The organism is Psychrobacillus insolitus, assembly GCF_003254155.1.
GTDB lineage: Bacteria > Bacillota > Bacilli > Bacillales_A > Planococcaceae > Psychrobacillus > Psychrobacillus insolitus.
Window position 1 is genome coordinate 1 of record NZ_QKZI01000016.1, and the last position, 17,716, is coordinate 17,716.

Sequence of the window (17,716 nt, forward strand, 5' to 3'; positions counted from 1 at the left end):
AAGAAGCAAGCTTCTTCATCATTCGCTCGACTTGCATGTATTAGGCATGCCGCCAGCGTTCGTCCTGAGCCAGGATCAAACTCTCCATAATAGTTAGCTTCCAAAAGGAAACTAACAAATTAGAACTAGTTTAAAAGCTCATTTTGTTTTGCTGGCATCATCATTAAATGATGTCAAAAATGTTTTGCTATCGAACTAACCGAAGTTAGTCAATAAGCTGTATTTCTTAACGTTTTGCATGTTCAGTTTTCAATGTTCATTTTGTTGCGTCGTTTTGACGACTTTAATATCATAACAAATTACAATACCTTTGTCAACAACTTTTTTAATTTCGTTTTTAAGAAATTTAATAGTTAAAACGACAGGAGGTAATCATAACACCCTGTAAATCTTTTAGCAAGTCTTTTCTTTTAATTTCTAAACAGAAATGTTGAATCGCTGATTTACCGAAAGTTATATATATATATATATATAAGAAACTCATTTCTCTTATTTCCCCTCTCCATTTAAAAAGATAAAAAAGGACAATACCGGGAAATTTCAATCAAGTACTTTTTCATAATAGAACTCATGTTGGCAGGACCTTCACTACCTTTCTCAAGTAAAAGCTAGTGGAGGTCCTTTTATTTTAAGACTAATTTCAGCATACACTTCTCCACTTCAGATACTTCAGATACTTCAGGCTTAGAATATTATCTCCGTCTTACAAATTCTTTCACGGATGACCGATGAGGAACGCGATTGAAAACGACAGCGTGAAGGAATTGATGTAGATTTGCAAAATGGCACAGTTTTGATCCACCAAAAGTTACTATTACCCAATAATTTAGAGAAGAATATGTTCGGTGTAAATCAAAGAAATATTAAAAAAAGATCCTTATATAATAAAAGAAACTCGTGGTCTACATGTAGTTAATAGTCTACAAGTGAAGCATTATATGTAAGATTTAAATGATTATTTCTGGCCACTAGTGGCCCACTTTCACGGTTGGCAAAAGAGAAACTCAATGAAAATGAGCGCTTGAAGGAATTGATTCGCTTTACAATTTTAGAAAATAGAATCTGTGTTTCTAAGAGTATTTAACTGGCTCTTTTTATGAAGACAATGATACACCTACAAAACTACAAACAAAAATTGGGTGATAACGAATCCATTAATCTTCACTTTTATAAAAATTCATCCACATCACTGCTTTTCAAATTAATGTAATGCTCCATAATCGTTTGATACGATTTATGACCAGATTGTTTAGCAATCGTTGGGATGTCAGCCCCTTTGTTGTACATTGCTGTACTTTACGTTTTTCGGAAAGTATACGGTGCAAAACCAAGCTAAGCATGGATGGATGGATTGTAACTATCTTCATGAATTTGTCTGCTTGTATGATTACCCCATTTATCAGAAGCTCCCACAAAGTAATCCTCTGACTGTAACTCACATGCCTGGATATACATACTCACAGATTGTACGCACTAAAGTGTCAGGCATTTTTTTCATCATGACCCAAACCGAATGTTTCTCTAAATCAAAGTCACTCATCTTTAGTCTCACCATTTCGGATGGACGATTAGCAGTAATTAAATTAACCAAGCAAATCGCTCTTTTACGAATATCCGACTTTTTATTCGTATCATACCGATCAATTAATTGAAGGACATCCTGTTGATTTTCTGCTCGAACACCACGTTGTGGTTTCAACCGTAAAAAAGTTTCTTCATAAAAAAAGGAACGCTCTAATCGTTAGAGCGTTCCTCTTTCATTATTTATTATTCTTTTTTAGTTGCTCTAATAAGCTACTTACTCTATCTTTCGCGTGTTCCGTTTCTTCTTTTAATAGAACAAACTCATAATCACCATTCGTTTTTTTGAATCTCGACAATATCCCCTTCACTAATAGAACTATCTATTAATACGCGAGGAATCAGTAATTGCTCCGATTCATCTGATCGAAGTAGAAATACTCCAAATAATATATTTCCAAAATATACTTTTATATATTAATACTTTACTACACTGCTGTCTTGATTGTAGACAATCTCTTTTTTTCCTCGCCACCGGTAAAATAATTTCATCAAAGGCATAATTAAAATAAAGATGAACAGTAGCCTGAATGTTTGGAACATCGAAACAAGCGAGACCTCTGCATTAACTGCTTCAGCTAATAATACCATTTGATCTAAGCCACCTGGGGCTGTGCTTAGGAAACTTGTAGCGAATGTTGTGCCCAATGCAAACGACATTAGGAAGCTTGAGCCGAATGTTAGGGCGATCAGTGCGAATGCGCTGAAAATGCCGCCTACAAGTACGCGTACCGGAAGCCTAATCATATCTGGCTTGAGCATTAAGCCGATATGGGCTCCGATTAGCAGCTGAGCGATGCCCATGACGATGCCTGGTACTGGCGGCATTGCGATTGGTGCTGTGAGTTGCAAGGTAATTAACAAAATAATTGGTGTGATGAAAAATGCGACAGGCAAATGGATGCGTTCCATAAAATATGAGCATACCCATGCAAGCGCAATTAATAATACTAAACTAATCGTTAGCTTCGCTTCAGTCGGCTGCTTACTCATTACTTGGCCAGCGACGATAAACGGTACAAATACAACGATTAGTAATAGCCGAATTATTTGAAAATAAGAAATAACGCCGATTTCTTTAACTTTTTCTTCTTCGGCAAAGACAATGATTTGGCCTAAACCTCCTGGGATAGCACCTAGTACAGCAGCTTGCATCGGGATTTTTGCCCATATACTCGTTAAGTAGGCGATGCCGATTGAGCCTCCGATTAATATAACGTTTAGTATTATCATGTAAATTAAAATTGAATCCATCATGCCGAATAAATCGATGTTAAACTGTATACCAATTACGGTACCGACCAGGACGATTCCTAAATCACGCATTTTTCCGGACCATTTGAGCGGTCCTTTATAAAAAAATTGGGATAACATGACGACAACAATTGGGCCGAGCATCCATGGTATAGGGATGTGTAGCAGGCTAAACATATACCCGCCAATTAAAGATAGTACTAACACCTTTAACATTGCCTTCAACAGTAACACCCCTTCCTATAATATTTCCATCTACATTTATTACTACTAGCGTTGCATTAATAAATAAACAACATTAAAAATAAATACAATATCCAAAAATTAAATGAATGTAAAAAAGTCCTTTATAGTGGTTTGTACAGGTAGTTCCTGTCCAAATCCAATATAAAGGACCACGCATGGACAATGATACACTCAAAAACCTCTGCTGGTAAATGGGGTGAGTTTCCAAAAATAAAATTCGGTTAAAAACTACATTTACAGCTTGTCTTCACCTAAGTTGGTTCACAATATCCCAATAAATAAGTCATGACAAATGCGAAGGAACATGACTGTAAGTAGCTTGAAGTCCTCCTCGGTGACAAAGAAGACCTGGATGTCTTTGACCGTGGATATGTAGATTATAAACCTTTTAATTCCTTTACGGACGATGGACTTTTTTCGTCTTACAGCTTAAGAATTTGATTCATTCCTAAACAAAAAGTCGCTTCTACAATTTACATGTTGGTAAAATGCGACACTTTGGAAAGAAGCCTGGCATTGGTTACGGCAATATAAAAAGGTCGAAGTCCCCTAAGGATCTACTTTTGATTGTTTCCCCTTCCCATTTGTATAAAGGTTCCAAATGGACAGCATTACCTCTATTCCGGTATTCATCTTTTTTTGAAAATTATATTGAAAATATGTTTGAGATTGCAGTCTACTATTATGCAAGGTTAGTAATTTATTACTTAAGAAACCACTAGTATTCATCATCATGAATACTAGTGGTTTAGTTATTATGATTTCGCTAATTCTTTTACTTGTTCTTCACGAACTACGTCATCGCGGCGACGGTCGCCCCAGTATGCAGACCCATTTTTCAAATATTCTTCATAAGTCCATTTCACTGGCTCCCAGTCTGGCTCGAAGATTAAGTAGCTGTTTGTGAAGATTTCAAGACGTAAGCCGCTTCCTGGATCTTTTACGTAAATGTACATTGCTTGAGAAATACCGTGTTTACCAGGACCTACGAATTGTACCTCCGCTTCGCATAAAATGTCAGCAGCACGTAGTAAGTCTTGTGCGTTGTCTAACCAGTAAGCGATATGGTGCATTTCGTTTGGCTCTTTTGAACGTGGTGTAGATATGATTGCTACGTCATGCACTAAATTTGTTACCGATAACCAGCTTGCTACTGGTATATCGTCTGGATTTACAAAATATTCGCGCAATTTGAAACCTAACGCTTCTTGTAAATACTTTACGATTACAGAGTTGTCTTCAGAAGTTTGTAAGTTTACGTGGTCGATACGGCGTGGAGATACACCTTTCGCCCAAGATTTATAAGTTTGGTTTTTAAGTACTGATTTACGCGATTCATCAGCAGGTGTTTTTTCCATATCGTAGTAAAGCTCGAAGCGATGACCACTTGGTAATTCGAAGCGGATTGCTTCACCTTGTGCTAATTCATCGCCAGCTTGTATCCAACGTACTTCTGTGCCAGCATCTTCTAATAATTTCGCGAAAGTTGCTACGTCCTCGCGACGTTTTGTACGCCAGCCAATATGATCGATGTAAGAAGTTTCACCAGCTGTAATTGATAATGTATGGTGTTCGAAGTCTCCCCAAGCTCGTAAATAGTGTACGCCGTCTACAACTTCTGTTTCTTCTAAGCCGATTGTATCTCGGAAGAACCATAAAGACTTTTCAAGATCTGCTGATACTAAAGATACGTGTCCTAATTTTGCTATTTCCGGTGCGTAAAGAAATTTTTCCATTTATGTTCACCTCATATTATTTTTTTTATACAAAAGGGTATGTAAAATGCGAATTAAATCTTAATAAACCGCATTTTTGAATGCTAGTATTACCCTTGAATTTTTGTATCAACACCGAATAAATGTCTACCGTAACCTAAAATACCGTCTTCATATAAAGAAGTAATATGTGTTCCGACTGCAATTAAGTCACGAGTGAATAGCTCTACTGGGTGACCTTTTAATAATGCGTGTCCACCTAAAGTAAGTAGCGCTTTTACGCCGATATGAGTACACTTTTCGATAATTGTAGCACGGATTGCTTTATATTTTGCGCCTTCGTATGCGCCACCTTTATCTGTTTCCATCATTGTGATGTATTCAGATAACAAACCCTTAATAGAAAGCATTTCAACCTTTAACTCCGCAAGCACGCGTTGACTCGTAGGAGAGTCTTTTTCATTTATGCCAGAGAAGCGTACGCGACCTGCTGTATGCTTTTCGAATTCGTCAAGTACACGCTCTGCACCACCAACAGCCATCGCTGCGAACCCTACGTAGAAGCCAGGGTAGAATGGTGTGTTATAGAATAAGTAGTCTTGATCGAAATCTTCATACGCTGGTTGGCTCTTTTCGATAATTTTGCTAAAGCGTAAAATTGCATCAGGCTTAACAAAAATATCATCGACGATTAATGTATTACTACCTGATCCACGAAGACCAAGAGAGTCCCATGTTTTCACAACTTCTAAGTCAGAAACTTTTAATAAAATACCTACACGCTCGGGCTTGTCCGTGTCTTCGAATTGCATCATTGCGCCAACACCGACCCAATCGCAGTAGTTGATACCGCTTACAAAATTGTATCTACCTGAAACGATGTAGCCGTCTTCAACTGGTTTTACTTCGCCGATTGGTGCAAATACATCAGCTACGAAGCCACCTTGGTTAATGACTTCATCACGAATGTGCTTTGGATAATAGCTTACCCAAGCGTTGTGGACTGAGAAGAAGTACGCTAACCATGAAGCAGATAAGTTGTGGTAACCAATTGTGCTTACCATATCAACGAACGTGCGCCAATCAAGTTGTGGATAGCCAAACTCTTTCGGTAAAATTAAACGGTGAATTTCCTCCTCGCGAATAATATCTGCGATACGTTGTGAAATTGTTGAGTTGTGATCTGCTTCGATTGCTTCTAACTCTGCAGCTTCGCCGATACGCCTTGCTTTTTGCATAAACTCTTCATAAAGCGCTTTTTTTTCAACTACCGTTACCATGTGATCATTCCTTTCAAAATTAGTTTATTGTGCTGGAACTGCTTGTTCTTTTTCCACTGCTAAAAAATCGATGACAAATTTATTTACAATTTCTGGTTGATCAGTTTGTGCTTGGTGACCGCAGTTTTCAATAAATTCAAATTTAACATTCTGTAATAATTCCTTAAGCTTGTAACCTGTCTCAACTGGTGCAACAGTATCTTGGTTACCCCAAATGAATAAGCCTGGAATTTTTAATTTTGGTAATGAATCTTTAATGCAGTAACGATCCCAAAGCTTTGGTTCTTCATTAATTCTTGCTAAATAAGCATCGAACGCTTGATTTGACTCTTTTATGCCTGGGCGAGTTGCCGCTCGATGACGTAGTTGAATTAGTTCTTCAGGTATGACTGTTTCGTCAGTTGAATTACGGTACATAAAATTGCGCAACGATTCTTCTGTATAGTCGTAACCAATCACTTCTAAGAATGAACGCAGCTTTCTTTCGGGTACTTCTTGCATCGCTTGATACATTGTATTACTGCCGATATAAACAACTTTGTTTACTTTTTCAGGGTGGTCAATTGCATATTTAGCTGCAACGTAAGCACCTTGTGAGTTACCGACAAGGGATACTTCATCTAAGCACAACGCTTCAATAAAATCATGTACATGATTCACTAAGCTTTGATGTCCAATTACTGGCCAAGCGTGAGGGCGTGCATCTGTGAGGCCCATTGATAATTGGTCTACTGCGTATGCACGGAATCCAGCTTTCGCTAATGCAGGTAACATATGACGCCAACCTGCTGCGCCGCAAGCTCCAGGTCCTGCACCGTGTAGTAAAATTACAGCTGGTCCTTCTGTTCCGGCCCATGAATAATGTGTACGTACGCCGTTTGCTAATACGTAACTATTATGAAATCCTTCAAAAATTGTCATTGTTTTACCCCCTTTTGATGATTGCTATTCAACTTTCTGTTTTGAGTATAACTGTTACAATTTTTCATTATCATAGCGATTTTTATTGAATAAATGGTCATAATCTTTAAAATTTATTGAAAATTATATTTTATTTATGTAATATTAGAATAGTAAGTTGAAAAGGGGGTAATTTTGATGAGTGAAGTTGTATTTGATTCTAGCGAGACGAAGAATATTTTAATGTCAGCAAATGCCTTTCACACATTAAAAAACAATTTATTTAACAACATTGGAACTTATAAAACGAAAGGCTTTTTATTCCGATTTGGCAAAGAGTTCGGAATGGAATCAGCAAAAAATAAGCTCCAAAATAAAAACACGATTAATCCTGTCGGTAAAAGACACTCGCGCTTAGGTCACGTAAAAGATGTTATTTTCATGGGGGAAATTGTGCGCCATCCAGATGGCACGATTGAATGTATCGAGACGTGGGGACAATGGGTAGAATCATTCGAAGCAGAATTGCACCTTAAAAATTACGGTTTAGCAAATGAATGTGTTTGTCATATGTTATGTGGCTTTGCGAGTGGTGCATTGACATATGAATTTGGCGAGTCAATTATTGCCGTTGAATACAAGTGCGTGGCAAAAGGTGATCCGTGCTGCGAGTTTCAAGTTCGTTTGGAGCGCGATTGGCTCGAAGAGAAGGAAGAGCTTATTCAACTATATCAAAACGACAACATTTTATCTGAGCTTGAAATGACATATGACGCACTTTTACATCATAAGAAAATGCTCGAAAAAATTTCGATATTTCAAAGTCAGCTCACGCAAAAAGTAACGGAGAAGCATTCGATGGACGAAATTATTCAGACTGCTTATGAGCTATTGAACATCCCAATTTTGATTGAGGATATTCACGGAAATCCGTTAAGTCAAATTGGTTTAACGGAAGAGCAGCAGCAGGTAATTAAAATAGATAAGGCGAAATTAGCAAAGTTTGAAGATAAGCACAACGTTTCGCATTACAAAGGCGATAAATATTGGAAATTAACGGTACCTGTTCTTATTAATAAAAAAAAATATGCTACATGTTCATTTTTTTACTTTGATGAAAAGCTTGTGGATGAAAACGATCACTTATTTTTAGGACGTATTTCAACGGTCGTGGCGTTATGTGTTTTATACGAGGAGGCGCAGTTTGAAGAGCAACAACGTATGCGTAGCTCGCTATTAGAGCGCTTAATTCATAATCGAAATCTTAAAAATATCGAATCTTACTATAAATTTTTACCGTTTAAGTTTCAGCCTCCGTTTTCTACAGGTATTATTGGTGTGCAAAAGAAACATAACGAGATTATTGACATTCATGACCAGTTAACACAGCTATCCAAGTTAGCAAAAGAGTGGGATTTACCTTGCATTTTTGCGATACTCGGGGAAGAAATTGCGTTCCTTTACTCGCAAAATAGTGATAAAACAGGATGGAAAAAGAAAATCTCAATAACTTTTCAAAAGATGGAGAAACAAAATAGCGATTATAAATATTCGCTCGGGCTTAGCGGAACGTTTAGCAACTTTAAAGATTTCGAACGTTCACTAAAAGAGGCGCGTGTCGCACAGCGTTTCCCAAACCAAAAGCTACTAACAGATTACGAAGATTTAGGAATGATTGGTGATATCGTAAAGAACATGAGTATTGAGCAGCTGCATGAAATGGCGAAAAAGACGTTAAAAGACTTATACAATTTCGACGATCCACGTAAAAAGGAGTTGTTGCACACGCTTTACGTCTATTTATTAAATAGCCAGCGCTTAAAAGAGACGACGGATGAGTTGACTTTATCAATCGGTGGTGTCCAATATCGTATAAAACAAATTGAAGAGCTGCTACAAGTCTCTCTAAAAAACGCAGCGACAGCAGCATATATTTTACTAGTTATTCAGGTGCTGATATTATCGGACAGCTTAAGCTTTGAGGAATTTGCAAAATAAAAATAGAAGTATATTTAACGAGATTTTATTTATTAATTATTTGAGACGTACGCCTAAATGGAAAGTAACAACTTAGTGAATACCATTATTAAACAAAAAAGAACTGTAAACAAACTCAATTTTCGAGGTTGTCTACAGTTCTTTTTTTATGGGATAAACTCATGTGGCAATTTTATTGCTCTGCAGCAACATCTAATTTCATTTTCTCTTCTGCAGCAACACGAATTGCATCGTCTTTTCCAGTTGCTGTAATTTTTAATTTACGTGTAACTAATAACACGATTGCAGTTGCAGTGTATAAACCAACTATAATTAACACTCCTGAGTTGAATCCAGCGCGAACGTCAGTGCCCGCTAGCGTTATTAAGTAACCAGTTGCCCATGGACCGATTATACCAGCCATACTTGCAATAGATAATGAAATACCGGTTACACTACCTAATAAGTTTTTTGGAACGATTAACGTTTTAATCGCAGTATTTAACGGTAATAAGCTTGTGTTCATTACTAAGCCGACCCCTAAGAAAATACATGCTAAAACTGGTGAAGATACAATTGTTGTCATTGCGTAAGAAGCCGCACCAACAAGTAATACTATAATTAATACACGGTCATAAGATTTGATAAGGCTTTTATTTTTCTTAAATAAGAAGTCTGTAAATTTACCCATACAAATTGCGAATACCGTGCCTGTAATACCCATTCCAGCGAACAGTAGGGCCATATTTTGTGGCTCAAGACCAACGATTTGTATTAAGTAAGTTGGTGCCCATGTAAGAACCCAAACTGTAATCCACATTGATACGAAACCTACAACTACAATTGATAATACATAAGGGTTAAAGAATACTTTTAAAAGATCCTTGAACGGTACTTCTTTGTTAGAAGCTAAAGATTTTACTTCTTCGACCAGTGGTATCTCTGGCTCGTCCTTCATAAAGAAGAAGAGGAGTGCCCATAAAAAGCTTGCTACCCCTAACAATGCGAAAGTATGTTGCCAACCTAAGTTTGTAATACCCGATACTAATAATGGTGCAGCTAAATACGTACCAATTGTTGTACCAGAAGTCATAATAGCTACAGCAAGACCGCGTTGTGAACTAGTGAACCATCGTGCAAGATGGACTATGCTTAAACCGAGCGTACCACCCTCGAAGAAACCTAAGACAACACGTAGTAAAATTAAATGTGTTAACGTTTCTACAAAATAAGCGCTTGCTAATGAAATTGTCCATCCAGTAGCAATCATCATTAATAAATATTTTGAGTTGAAGCGATACGTCAGTGTACCTAAAACAATACTTCCGACAGCGTATGCAGCGAAGAAGCCACTTCCGACTAAACCAAAATGATCATACGATAAATTTAGTTCTGACATGATTGGTTCTGCGGCTAACCCTAAAACTGATTTATCCGTATAGTTTAAAACAGCTAGTAAAAATAGAAATACTAATACAATCCAACGCATGAAAATCCCCCTTGTTTTACTTTATTTTTTCCCATTCGCATTACTTTGCAAGAAAAGTGTTAGCGCTTTCAAAACATTGTTAGGACGATTTCACACCTCCATTTGTTTGAAAAAATGCATTTCTTTCAACATTATTTCTACCATATTTGTAAAAAGGTAATATTCTCTGGCGGAAAATTCAGAAAATTATTATTCCTACTGATCGAATTCTATTTGAAAAACAATAGATTTACAAGAAAAAAAATAAAGGATACCAGCTTGTGTTTAAAAGATAGAAAAAAGTCCCAATGTAAAAAATGATTTCTTTTTACATTGGGATATATTGATAAATCTGATTTTCTCTAAAGTTTTTTCACGAAAAATCCAAACTTGGTTGCATATGATTTTTATTGTTTTTATCCGAATTTTCAATAAAAAATGGAATGATAATTTTAAACAGACTCATTTATGATTAAATTATTCGCATAAGAATGGGGGAATTAGGATGGATGATCGTTTATTTAGAGATGCAATGGGAAAGTTTGCTACAGGGGTAACTGTTCTTTTAACTAAAAACGAGGGAGAAACACATGGAATGACCGCTAACGGTTTCATGTCAGTATCATTGGACCCAAAGCTTGTCGTAATTTCTATTGGACATAAAACAAAACTTTTAGAGAAAATTTCACAATCTAAGAAATATACAGTAAATATTTTAGCGGAAGATCAAGAGCATTATTCACGTCATTTCGCTGGGCAACCTGGTGAAGTAGTAGAATTTGAAACGTTAGCTGAGTTACCAGTATTAAAAGGGGCTATTGCTCAAATAGCATGTGAAGTCGTATCAGAACATGTAGAAGGTGACCATACATTATTCATTGGTAAAGTAGTAGATTTACGTCTTGAGGATAAAAATCCGTTATTGTTCTTCAGTGGTAAATATCGTCAATTGACTGTGTTAGAAACAGTTAATTCATAAAAGGAGAAATGTCTATGAATACTCAATTAATGGCTGAAGAATTGCTTGAAGCAGAACGTACGAAACAGTCAATTGCACCATTAACTGAAACCTATGAAAATATTACAGTTGCTGATGCTTATGCAGTGCAATTAGCGCAAATTCGTCAAAAGATTGATACAGGGGCAACAGTAAAAGGGCTAAAAATTGGCTTAACAAGTAAAGCGATGCAAGAAATGTTGAATGTATATACACCAGACTACGGCTTTATTTTAGATACGATGGTATACGACGAATTAGAAGGTTTATCTACTGAATCTTTTATTCAACCAAAGGTAGAGTTTGAAATTGCATTTGTTTTCAATAAAAAGTTAAAAGGGCCAAAAGTAACGATGCAAGATGTAATCGATGCAACTGATTATGTTGTACCAGCAGTAGAAGTAATCGATAGCCGTATCGCGAATTGGAAAATCAAATTCGAGGATACAGTGGCAGACAATGGTTCTTCAGCAGGTGCAATTTTAGGTGAAAAGCGTACACAACTTAAAGATATTGAAGACATAACAAATATTCCAATGATTGTGAAGAAAAATGGGGAATTTTTAGACCAGGCAACGAGCGCGGCCGTTTTAGGTAACCCACTCAATGCGGTTGTTTGGTTAGCAAATGAAGTGAGTGCATATGGTATTTCTCTCGAGCCAGGCATGTTTGTTTTATCAGGTGCGCTATCAAAAGCTGTTACCTTTGAAGCAGGCGATGAGTTCGAAGCTGACTTCGGTATACTCGGAAAAGTAAGCGTTAACATTTTGAAGGAAGTGGTGAAAAAATGACAAAGCTTAAAGTAGGAATTATTGGATCAGGAAATATCGGGACGGACTTAATGTATAAAATTGAGCGTAGTCCGGTATTAGAAATGAGTGTCATGGTAGGGATTGACCCAGATTCTGATGGTTTAAAACGTGCGAAAGACCGTGGCTATGAAATTATTTCCACTGGTATCAAGGGCCTAGCTGAACGCCTCGATCTAGTGGACATTGTTTATGATGCAACAAGCGCTTATGCGCATGCAATAAATAGCGAAATATTAATAGCTGCTGGCAAAAAGGTCATTGATTTAACACCAGCTGCGATTGGACCATTTACAGTTCCACCAGTAAATCTGAATGAGCACATCGAAAAATCCAATGTGAATATGGTGACATGTGGCGGACAGGCAACGATTCCGATGATTCATGCGATTAATCGTGTTGTACAAGTAGAGTATGCAGAAATCGTGGCAACAATTGCGAGTAAAAGTGCAGGTCCAGGAACACGAGCGAATATCGATGAGTTTACAAGTACGACATCGAGAGCAATCGAAGTCGTTGGTGGGGCGAAAAAAGGCAAGGCAATTATAATTTTAAATCCTGCGGAGCCGCCGATTATAATGCGTGATACGGTTCATGCGCTAGTTGAAGAAGAAGGCCATGAGAAAGAAATTCTTAATTCCATTCAAGAAATGGTCTCTGAGGTACAAAAATATGTACCAGGCTATACATTAAAGGGAGACCCGATATTTGAAGGGAAAAAGGTATCTATTTTCCTTGAAGTAAATGGGGCAGCTGATTATTTACCTGCTTACGCAGGTAACTTAGATATTATGACAGCAGCTGCAGTACAAGTAGGTAACGAAATGGCACGTCATTTACTACGAGAAAAGGAGGCCATAAAATGAGTAAATCATTTGAGATTTTAGATGTGTCATTACGGGATGGTAGCCATTCTGTCCGCCATGCTTTTACAGAGGAACAAGTGCGTGCTGTTGCAAAAGGATTAAATGCGGCGGGAGTTCGCTACTTTGAAGTTTCACATGGTGATGGTTTAGGTGGTTCTTCGTTGCAATACGGCTTATCTGCAACAGATGAGCTAAAACTCATTGAAACAGCTGTGTCGGAGTGTACAACATCTGAGGTATCGGTACTATTAATTCCTGGCATTGGGACAAAAGAAAACTTACAGGCAGCAGCGAGATTAGGCGCAAAAATGGTTCGTGTAGCAACGCATGTAACAGAAGCAGATGTAGCTGCGCAACATATTCAATTAGGTCGTGAGCTTGGGTTAAAGACAGCTGGATTTTTAATGATGTCGCATATGGCACCGGTTGAGAAAATTGTAGAGCAAGCAAAACTGTTTGAATCGTATGGTGCAGAAATTGTGTATGTGACTGATTCCGCAGGAGCGATGCTACCACAAGATGTGACAGCACGTATCCAAGCATTACGTCAGGAACTACAATGTGAAATCGGATTCCATGCGCACAATAATTTATCAATGGCGATGGCCAATACAATTGCGGCTGTCGAGTCAGGTGCAACTTATATTGACGGTAGTATACGAGCGCTTGGGGCTGGGGCTGGAAACACACAAACAGAGGTGATGGTCGCTGTACTTGAAAAGCTAGGTTACCAAGCAGACATTGACTTATATAAAATACTAGATGTAGCCAATCAAGTAATCGCACCAATGATGCAGCAACCGCAGGAAATTACAGGCGGGAGTCTATTGCTAGGCCATGCCGGTGTATATTCCAGTTTCTTACTACACGCACAAAAAGCTGCACAACAATTCGGGGTGGATGAGCGCGATATTTTAATGGAACTGGGTAGAATGAAGACGGTTGGTGGACAAGAAGATTTAATTTATGAGGTAGCACAACATTTAATTAAGGCTTAAGAAAAGGAGGAACCCCAATGAAAGTCATACATGTGAATGCAACTAATTTACACGATTTACAATCAAAAGCACCAGAGGTTGCCATGGCACTTGGGTACTTTGATGGTGTACATCTAGGACATCAAAAAGTAGTGGAGGCCGCAAAGCAACAAGCTTTGAAAAATCACCTTTCATTGGCGGTCCTTTCCTTTTTTCCACATCCAAAAAGCGTATTAATTCCCAACTTTGACGTTTCTTACTTAGAGCCAATCGAGCAAAAAATAGAAAAGTTAGAGAGTTTGGGCGTCGATCTATTTTATGTTGTAGAATTTACAAAGGAATTAGCTAAAGTAGGTGCAGATGAATTTATCCAACAGTATGTCACTGGACTTCATGCAAAGGAAATCATTTGTGGCTTTGACTATACATATGGCGCAAAAGCGAGTGGTAATGCAGAAACATTAAAACAATACGCATTACAGCAAACCGGGGTAACGATTGTTGAAGAGCTAAAGTGGCAAGGTCAAAAAATTAGCTCCACGTTAATTCGTAAGTTGTTAAATGAATGTAAATTGCAAGAAATCCGTAGTTTGCTAGGGGACTATTATATAACAAAATATTGTTGTAAAAATGGGTTATTCCCTAATTATTCGCTACCCAAAATGGGGAAATATAAAATCTTAATTGAAAAGGATGGCTCTATTTTGGAGGCAATTGCGACGGTGAAATCCAATAAGAAAATCCTTCTAAAATATGATTCATCAATTATTGATAGTGTGCTTACAATTAAATGGATAGAAAGATTATAAATCCTATTACATCTTCTATTTCAAATAATCTTTATTTTATGTTCTTTTGGAACAAATCCTGTTTCTATTTGGGGTCTCACCAACGTTTTGGAAATAGTGATAGGTAGTACTTGTGACTTTAGTATTTAACACTTTGATAAGTAAAAGCAAAACAGAATAGTTGATAGAATTCCCGCTGCAATTACATACAACTAAGAACTTAAAAAAGGAAGGAACGCTAAATCTAGCGTCCCTTCCTTTTTTATTTAGAGCTTTCCGATTACTTTTGTATACGGAAACGCCAACAGAACGTGTTACCTTTAGCATCTTTATTATAAAACCCTGTTATCTTGCACACAATTAACTGGATACAGTCTATTTAAACTGTTGGAAGTAAAGTCTTTGTAAGTACAGCACTTTAACTGCTCAATTTAGTATTAAATGAAAGAAATGTGGTCTACAAGTATTTAACTGGCTCTTTTATATATGAAGACAATGATACACCTACAAAACTACGAATAAAAATTGGTTGATAACGAATTCATTAATCTTCATTTTTATAAAAATTCATCCACATCACTGCTTTTCAAGTTAATGTAATGCTCCATAATCGTTTGATGCGATTTATGACCAGATTGTTTAGCAATCGTTGGGATGTCAGCCCCTTTGTTGTACATTGCTGTAATTTGGGGTTTTCGGAATGTATACGGTGCAAAACCAAGCCAAGCATGAATGGATTGATTGTAACTATCTTCATGAATTTGTCTGCTTGTATGATTACCCCATTTATCAGAAGCTCCCACAAAGTAATCCTCTGGCTGTAACTCACATGTCTGGATATACTTACTCATAGATTGTACGCACTCAAGTGTCAGGCGTTTTTCTTTCATCTCCCCTTGCTTTTTCATCATGACCCAAACCGAACGATTCTCTAAATCAAAGTCACTCATCTTTAGTCTCACCATTTCAGATGGACGATTAGCCGTAATTAAATTGACTAAGTAAATCGCTCTTTTACGAATATCTGCCTTTTTATTCGTATCATACCGATCAATTAATCGAAGGACATCCTGTTGATTTTCTGCTCGAACACCTCGTTGTCGTTTCAAACGCAAAAAAGTTTCTTCATTAAAAAAGGAACGCTCTACTTGTTAGAACGTTCCTCTTTCATTATTTACTTATTATTCTTTAGTTGGTCTAATAAGCTACTTTCTTTATCTTTTATTTGTTCCGTTTCTTCTTTTAAGAGAGCAATATCATAGCTGTACTCTGTTTTTTGAATCTCGACTATATCCCCTTCTTTAATAGAGTTATCTATTAATCCGTTAGGAATCAGTAATTGCTCTGATTCATCTGATCGAAGTAAAAAAACTCCGAAAAAATTATCAAAACGATCTAATGTATAAGTCTTTTTCACCTTTCACATGCTCAAGTGTCTTTATCTCGGTCATGCGTTGCAGCGTATGTAGGATGTCCTTCTTTTACACCATACGGGTATTAAGCGCTCATTGCTGTCCAGTTAGCTAGTGAAGTAGAAACACCAGGAATTACATATAATTTGAATGAAAATTAAATAATAAAATTCACTACCTATTATGGAAGATTAACAAAGTGGAAGTTTAATGAATAATTATTAATTAGTTTAGAAATTTCAGAATTGTCTATACAAACAAAAATATTATGGTTACAATTATGGAATATTATGAGAGGGGTGGTTTAATTGAACAGAGAAATAAAAGTTGAATTACAAGAAAAGATTGCAGAAGAATACATGAATATTGAGAAATATATCAAATCAAGAGCTGCAAATACTATACAGCAACTTGAAGAAACTTATGGAAGAATTGCTGACTATCGAAAACAATTAAAGAACTTTAATCAATACTAAATAGGAGATTATAAAATGAAAGTAGAATATGCTAAAAGACTGGACTCTGTTGGAGACTTAATCATCAACATTAGTAATTTGATTAAATCACCTGAGGAAGTAGACGTCTTTTCTTTTCAAAATTTCAAAATATATAAAGAGGAAATGAATGAAAAAATAAAATGTTTCGAATATGCTACGGAATCTTTAAAAGAGGTTAAAACGCCTCTCATTATACAGAACTTGCATAATGAATATGTAGAATGGTTTAGGAAGTATATTGAAAGTATTATAATTTTAAACGATAGTAATAATGTAAGATCGTCTAATGAAATTCATTTTAACGAAAGTGAATATGATAGAGGATTTGCTTTACAAGAGAAAAGTGTAAGTGAGATAGGAAGAATTTTTCCACTTATTGGAGATAAACTTTTAAATTACTTGTAGCACTCTTAGGGGTGCTTTATTTTTTTTTTACTTTGAAACTGTTATTTAGAGTTATTTGGCTGTTAATTAAATTAAGAATACTTGTTCTTTTTTTATACTTAAAACCCCTTAATCGGTAGGCGTAGATATTACCTACCAAAATATTCAGGCACAATCCTTTAGTATCAAGGGACAGCTAATAGGGGTATTAAATAGAAGAAACTCATGTTGGTTAAGGCCAAGTGAATTTTTCTTCACCCAAAATTTGACATGGAACCTTTTTTCTAAACAACAAAAAAGCCGTCACCGAGAATTCGGTAACGACCTTTTTATAGTGCCTAGCGACGTCCTACTCTCACAGGGGGAAACCCCCAACTACCATCGGCGCTGAAGAGCTTAACTTCCGTGTTCGGGATGGGAACGGGTGTGGCCTCTTCGCCATCGTCACTAGACAATGAGTGCTTGTTCACTCAAAACTGGATAAAAGACATTGATTTTACGTATTCATTATTTGGTTAAGTCCTCGATCGATTAGTATTCGTCAGCTGCACGTGTCGCCACGCTT

At 36.8% G+C, this 17,716-nt stretch carries 16 protein-coding genes and 2 rRNA genes; 8 read left to right on the forward strand and 10 right to left on the reverse strand.

The annotated features are described in order from the left end of the window. From C7437_RS16105 to C7437_RS16140, 6 genes are all read right to left on the reverse strand, one after another. Nucleotides 1-91 (reverse strand): 16S ribosomal RNA (locus tag C7437_RS16105); the annotation flags it as partial. Nucleotides 92-1,435: 1,344 nt separating this feature from the next. Then, nucleotides 1,436-1,699 (reverse strand): tyrosine-type recombinase/integrase, encoded by a 264-nt coding sequence (locus C7437_RS16115; protein ID WP_111441026.1) that lies wholly within the window; start codon nt 1,697-1,699, stop codon nt 1,436-1,438. Nucleotides 1,700-1,998: 299 nt separating this feature from the next. Next, nucleotides 1,999-3,069, reverse strand: a complete 1,071-nt coding sequence (locus tag C7437_RS16125) for an AbrB family transcriptional regulator (RefSeq protein ID WP_211310042.1) — start codon at nt 3,067-3,069, stop codon at nt 1,999-2,001. A 767-nt stretch (nt 3,070-3,836) separates the two neighbouring features. After that, entirely contained in the window at nt 3,837-4,817 is a 981-nt protein-coding gene (locus C7437_RS16130) for a VOC family protein (protein WP_111441028.1), read from the reverse strand. A gap of 89 nt (nt 4,818-4,906) precedes the next feature. Further along, entirely contained in the window at nt 4,907-6,076 is a 1,170-nt protein-coding gene (locus C7437_RS16135) for an acyl-CoA dehydrogenase family protein (RefSeq protein ID WP_111441029.1), read from the reverse strand. Nucleotides 6,077-6,100: 24 nt separating this feature from the next. After that, nucleotides 6,101-6,997, reverse strand: coding sequence for an alpha/beta fold hydrolase (locus C7437_RS16140; RefSeq protein WP_111441030.1), 897 nt, complete (start codon nt 6,995-6,997; stop codon nt 6,101-6,103). A 177-nt stretch (nt 6,998-7,174) separates the two neighbouring features. Between C7437_RS16140 and C7437_RS16145 the strand changes: the two genes are divergently transcribed. Then, nucleotides 7,175-8,974, forward strand: a complete 1,800-nt coding sequence (locus tag C7437_RS16145) for a helix-turn-helix domain-containing protein (RefSeq protein WP_111441031.1) — start codon at nt 7,175-7,177, stop codon at nt 8,972-8,974. 172 nt (nt 8,975-9,146) lie between these two features. Here C7437_RS16145 and C7437_RS16150 read toward each other — a convergent pair whose 3' ends face one another. Continuing rightward, a complete protein-coding gene (locus C7437_RS16150; protein WP_111441032.1) occupies nt 9,147-10,442 on the reverse strand; it encodes an MFS transporter in 1,296 nt (431 codons plus the stop codon). 484 nt (nt 10,443-10,926) lie between these two features. Here C7437_RS16150 and C7437_RS16155 point away from each other — a divergent pair, with 484 nt between their 5' ends. From C7437_RS16155 to C7437_RS16175, 5 genes are read left to right on the forward strand one after another with little or no spacing between them, the layout of a single operon-like run. After that, a complete protein-coding gene (locus C7437_RS16155; RefSeq protein WP_111441033.1) occupies nt 10,927-11,400 on the forward strand; it encodes a flavin reductase family protein in 474 nt (157 codons plus the stop codon). 14 nt (nt 11,401-11,414) lie between these two features. After that, nucleotides 11,415-12,209 carry a 2-keto-4-pentenoate hydratase gene (locus C7437_RS16160; protein ID WP_111441034.1) on the forward strand — a complete coding sequence of 265 codons (795 nt, stop codon included), beginning with the start codon at nt 11,415-11,417 and terminating at the stop codon, nt 12,207-12,209. Then, a complete protein-coding gene (locus tag C7437_RS16165; protein ID WP_111441035.1) occupies nt 12,206-13,093 on the forward strand; it encodes an acetaldehyde dehydrogenase (acetylating) in 888 nt (295 codons plus the stop codon). The genes C7437_RS16160 and C7437_RS16165 overlap by 4 nt, the downstream gene beginning before the upstream one ends. Beyond that, nucleotides 13,090-14,091, forward strand: a complete 1,002-nt coding sequence (gene dmpG / locus C7437_RS16170; protein WP_111441036.1) for a 4-hydroxy-2-oxovalerate aldolase — start codon at nt 13,090-13,092, stop codon at nt 14,089-14,091. Before C7437_RS16165 ends, dmpG begins: the two co-directional genes overlap by 4 nt. Before the next feature lie 17 nt (nt 14,092-14,108). Then, nucleotides 14,109-14,879, forward strand: coding sequence for an FAD synthetase family protein (locus C7437_RS16175; RefSeq protein WP_111441037.1), 771 nt, complete (start codon nt 14,109-14,111; stop codon nt 14,877-14,879). Nucleotides 14,880-15,415: 536 nt separating this feature from the next. Here the strand turns inward: C7437_RS16175 and C7437_RS16180 are convergent. Continuing rightward, nucleotides 15,416-15,973, reverse strand: coding sequence for a site-specific integrase (locus C7437_RS16180; RefSeq protein ID WP_111441038.1), 558 nt, complete (start codon nt 15,971-15,973; stop codon nt 15,416-15,418). Between the two features lie 59 nt (nt 15,974-16,032). Beyond that, nucleotides 16,033-16,275 carry a DUF3006 domain-containing protein gene (locus tag C7437_RS16185; RefSeq protein WP_111441039.1) on the reverse strand — a complete coding sequence of 81 codons (243 nt, stop codon included), beginning with the start codon at nt 16,273-16,275 and terminating at the stop codon, nt 16,033-16,035. Nucleotides 16,276-16,578: 303 nt separating this feature from the next. On the opposite strand from C7437_RS16185, the gene C7437_RS17030 reads away from it, so the two are divergent. Beyond that, the gene (locus tag C7437_RS17030) at nt 16,579-16,746 is read left to right on the forward strand and encodes a hypothetical protein (RefSeq protein ID WP_170122402.1); all 168 of its coding nucleotides are present in this window, start codon (nt 16,579-16,581) and stop codon (nt 16,744-16,746) included. A gap of 15 nt (nt 16,747-16,761) precedes the next feature. Next, complete coding sequence (locus tag C7437_RS16190) at nt 16,762-17,172, forward strand: hypothetical protein (protein WP_111441040.1); 411 nt, start codon at nt 16,762-16,764, stop codon at nt 17,170-17,172. Between the two features lie 315 nt (nt 17,173-17,487). Here the strand turns inward: C7437_RS16190 and rrf are convergent. Next, nucleotides 17,488-17,603, reverse strand: a 5S ribosomal RNA gene (gene rrf / locus C7437_RS16195). Nucleotides 17,604-17,716 lie beyond the last annotated feature (113 nt).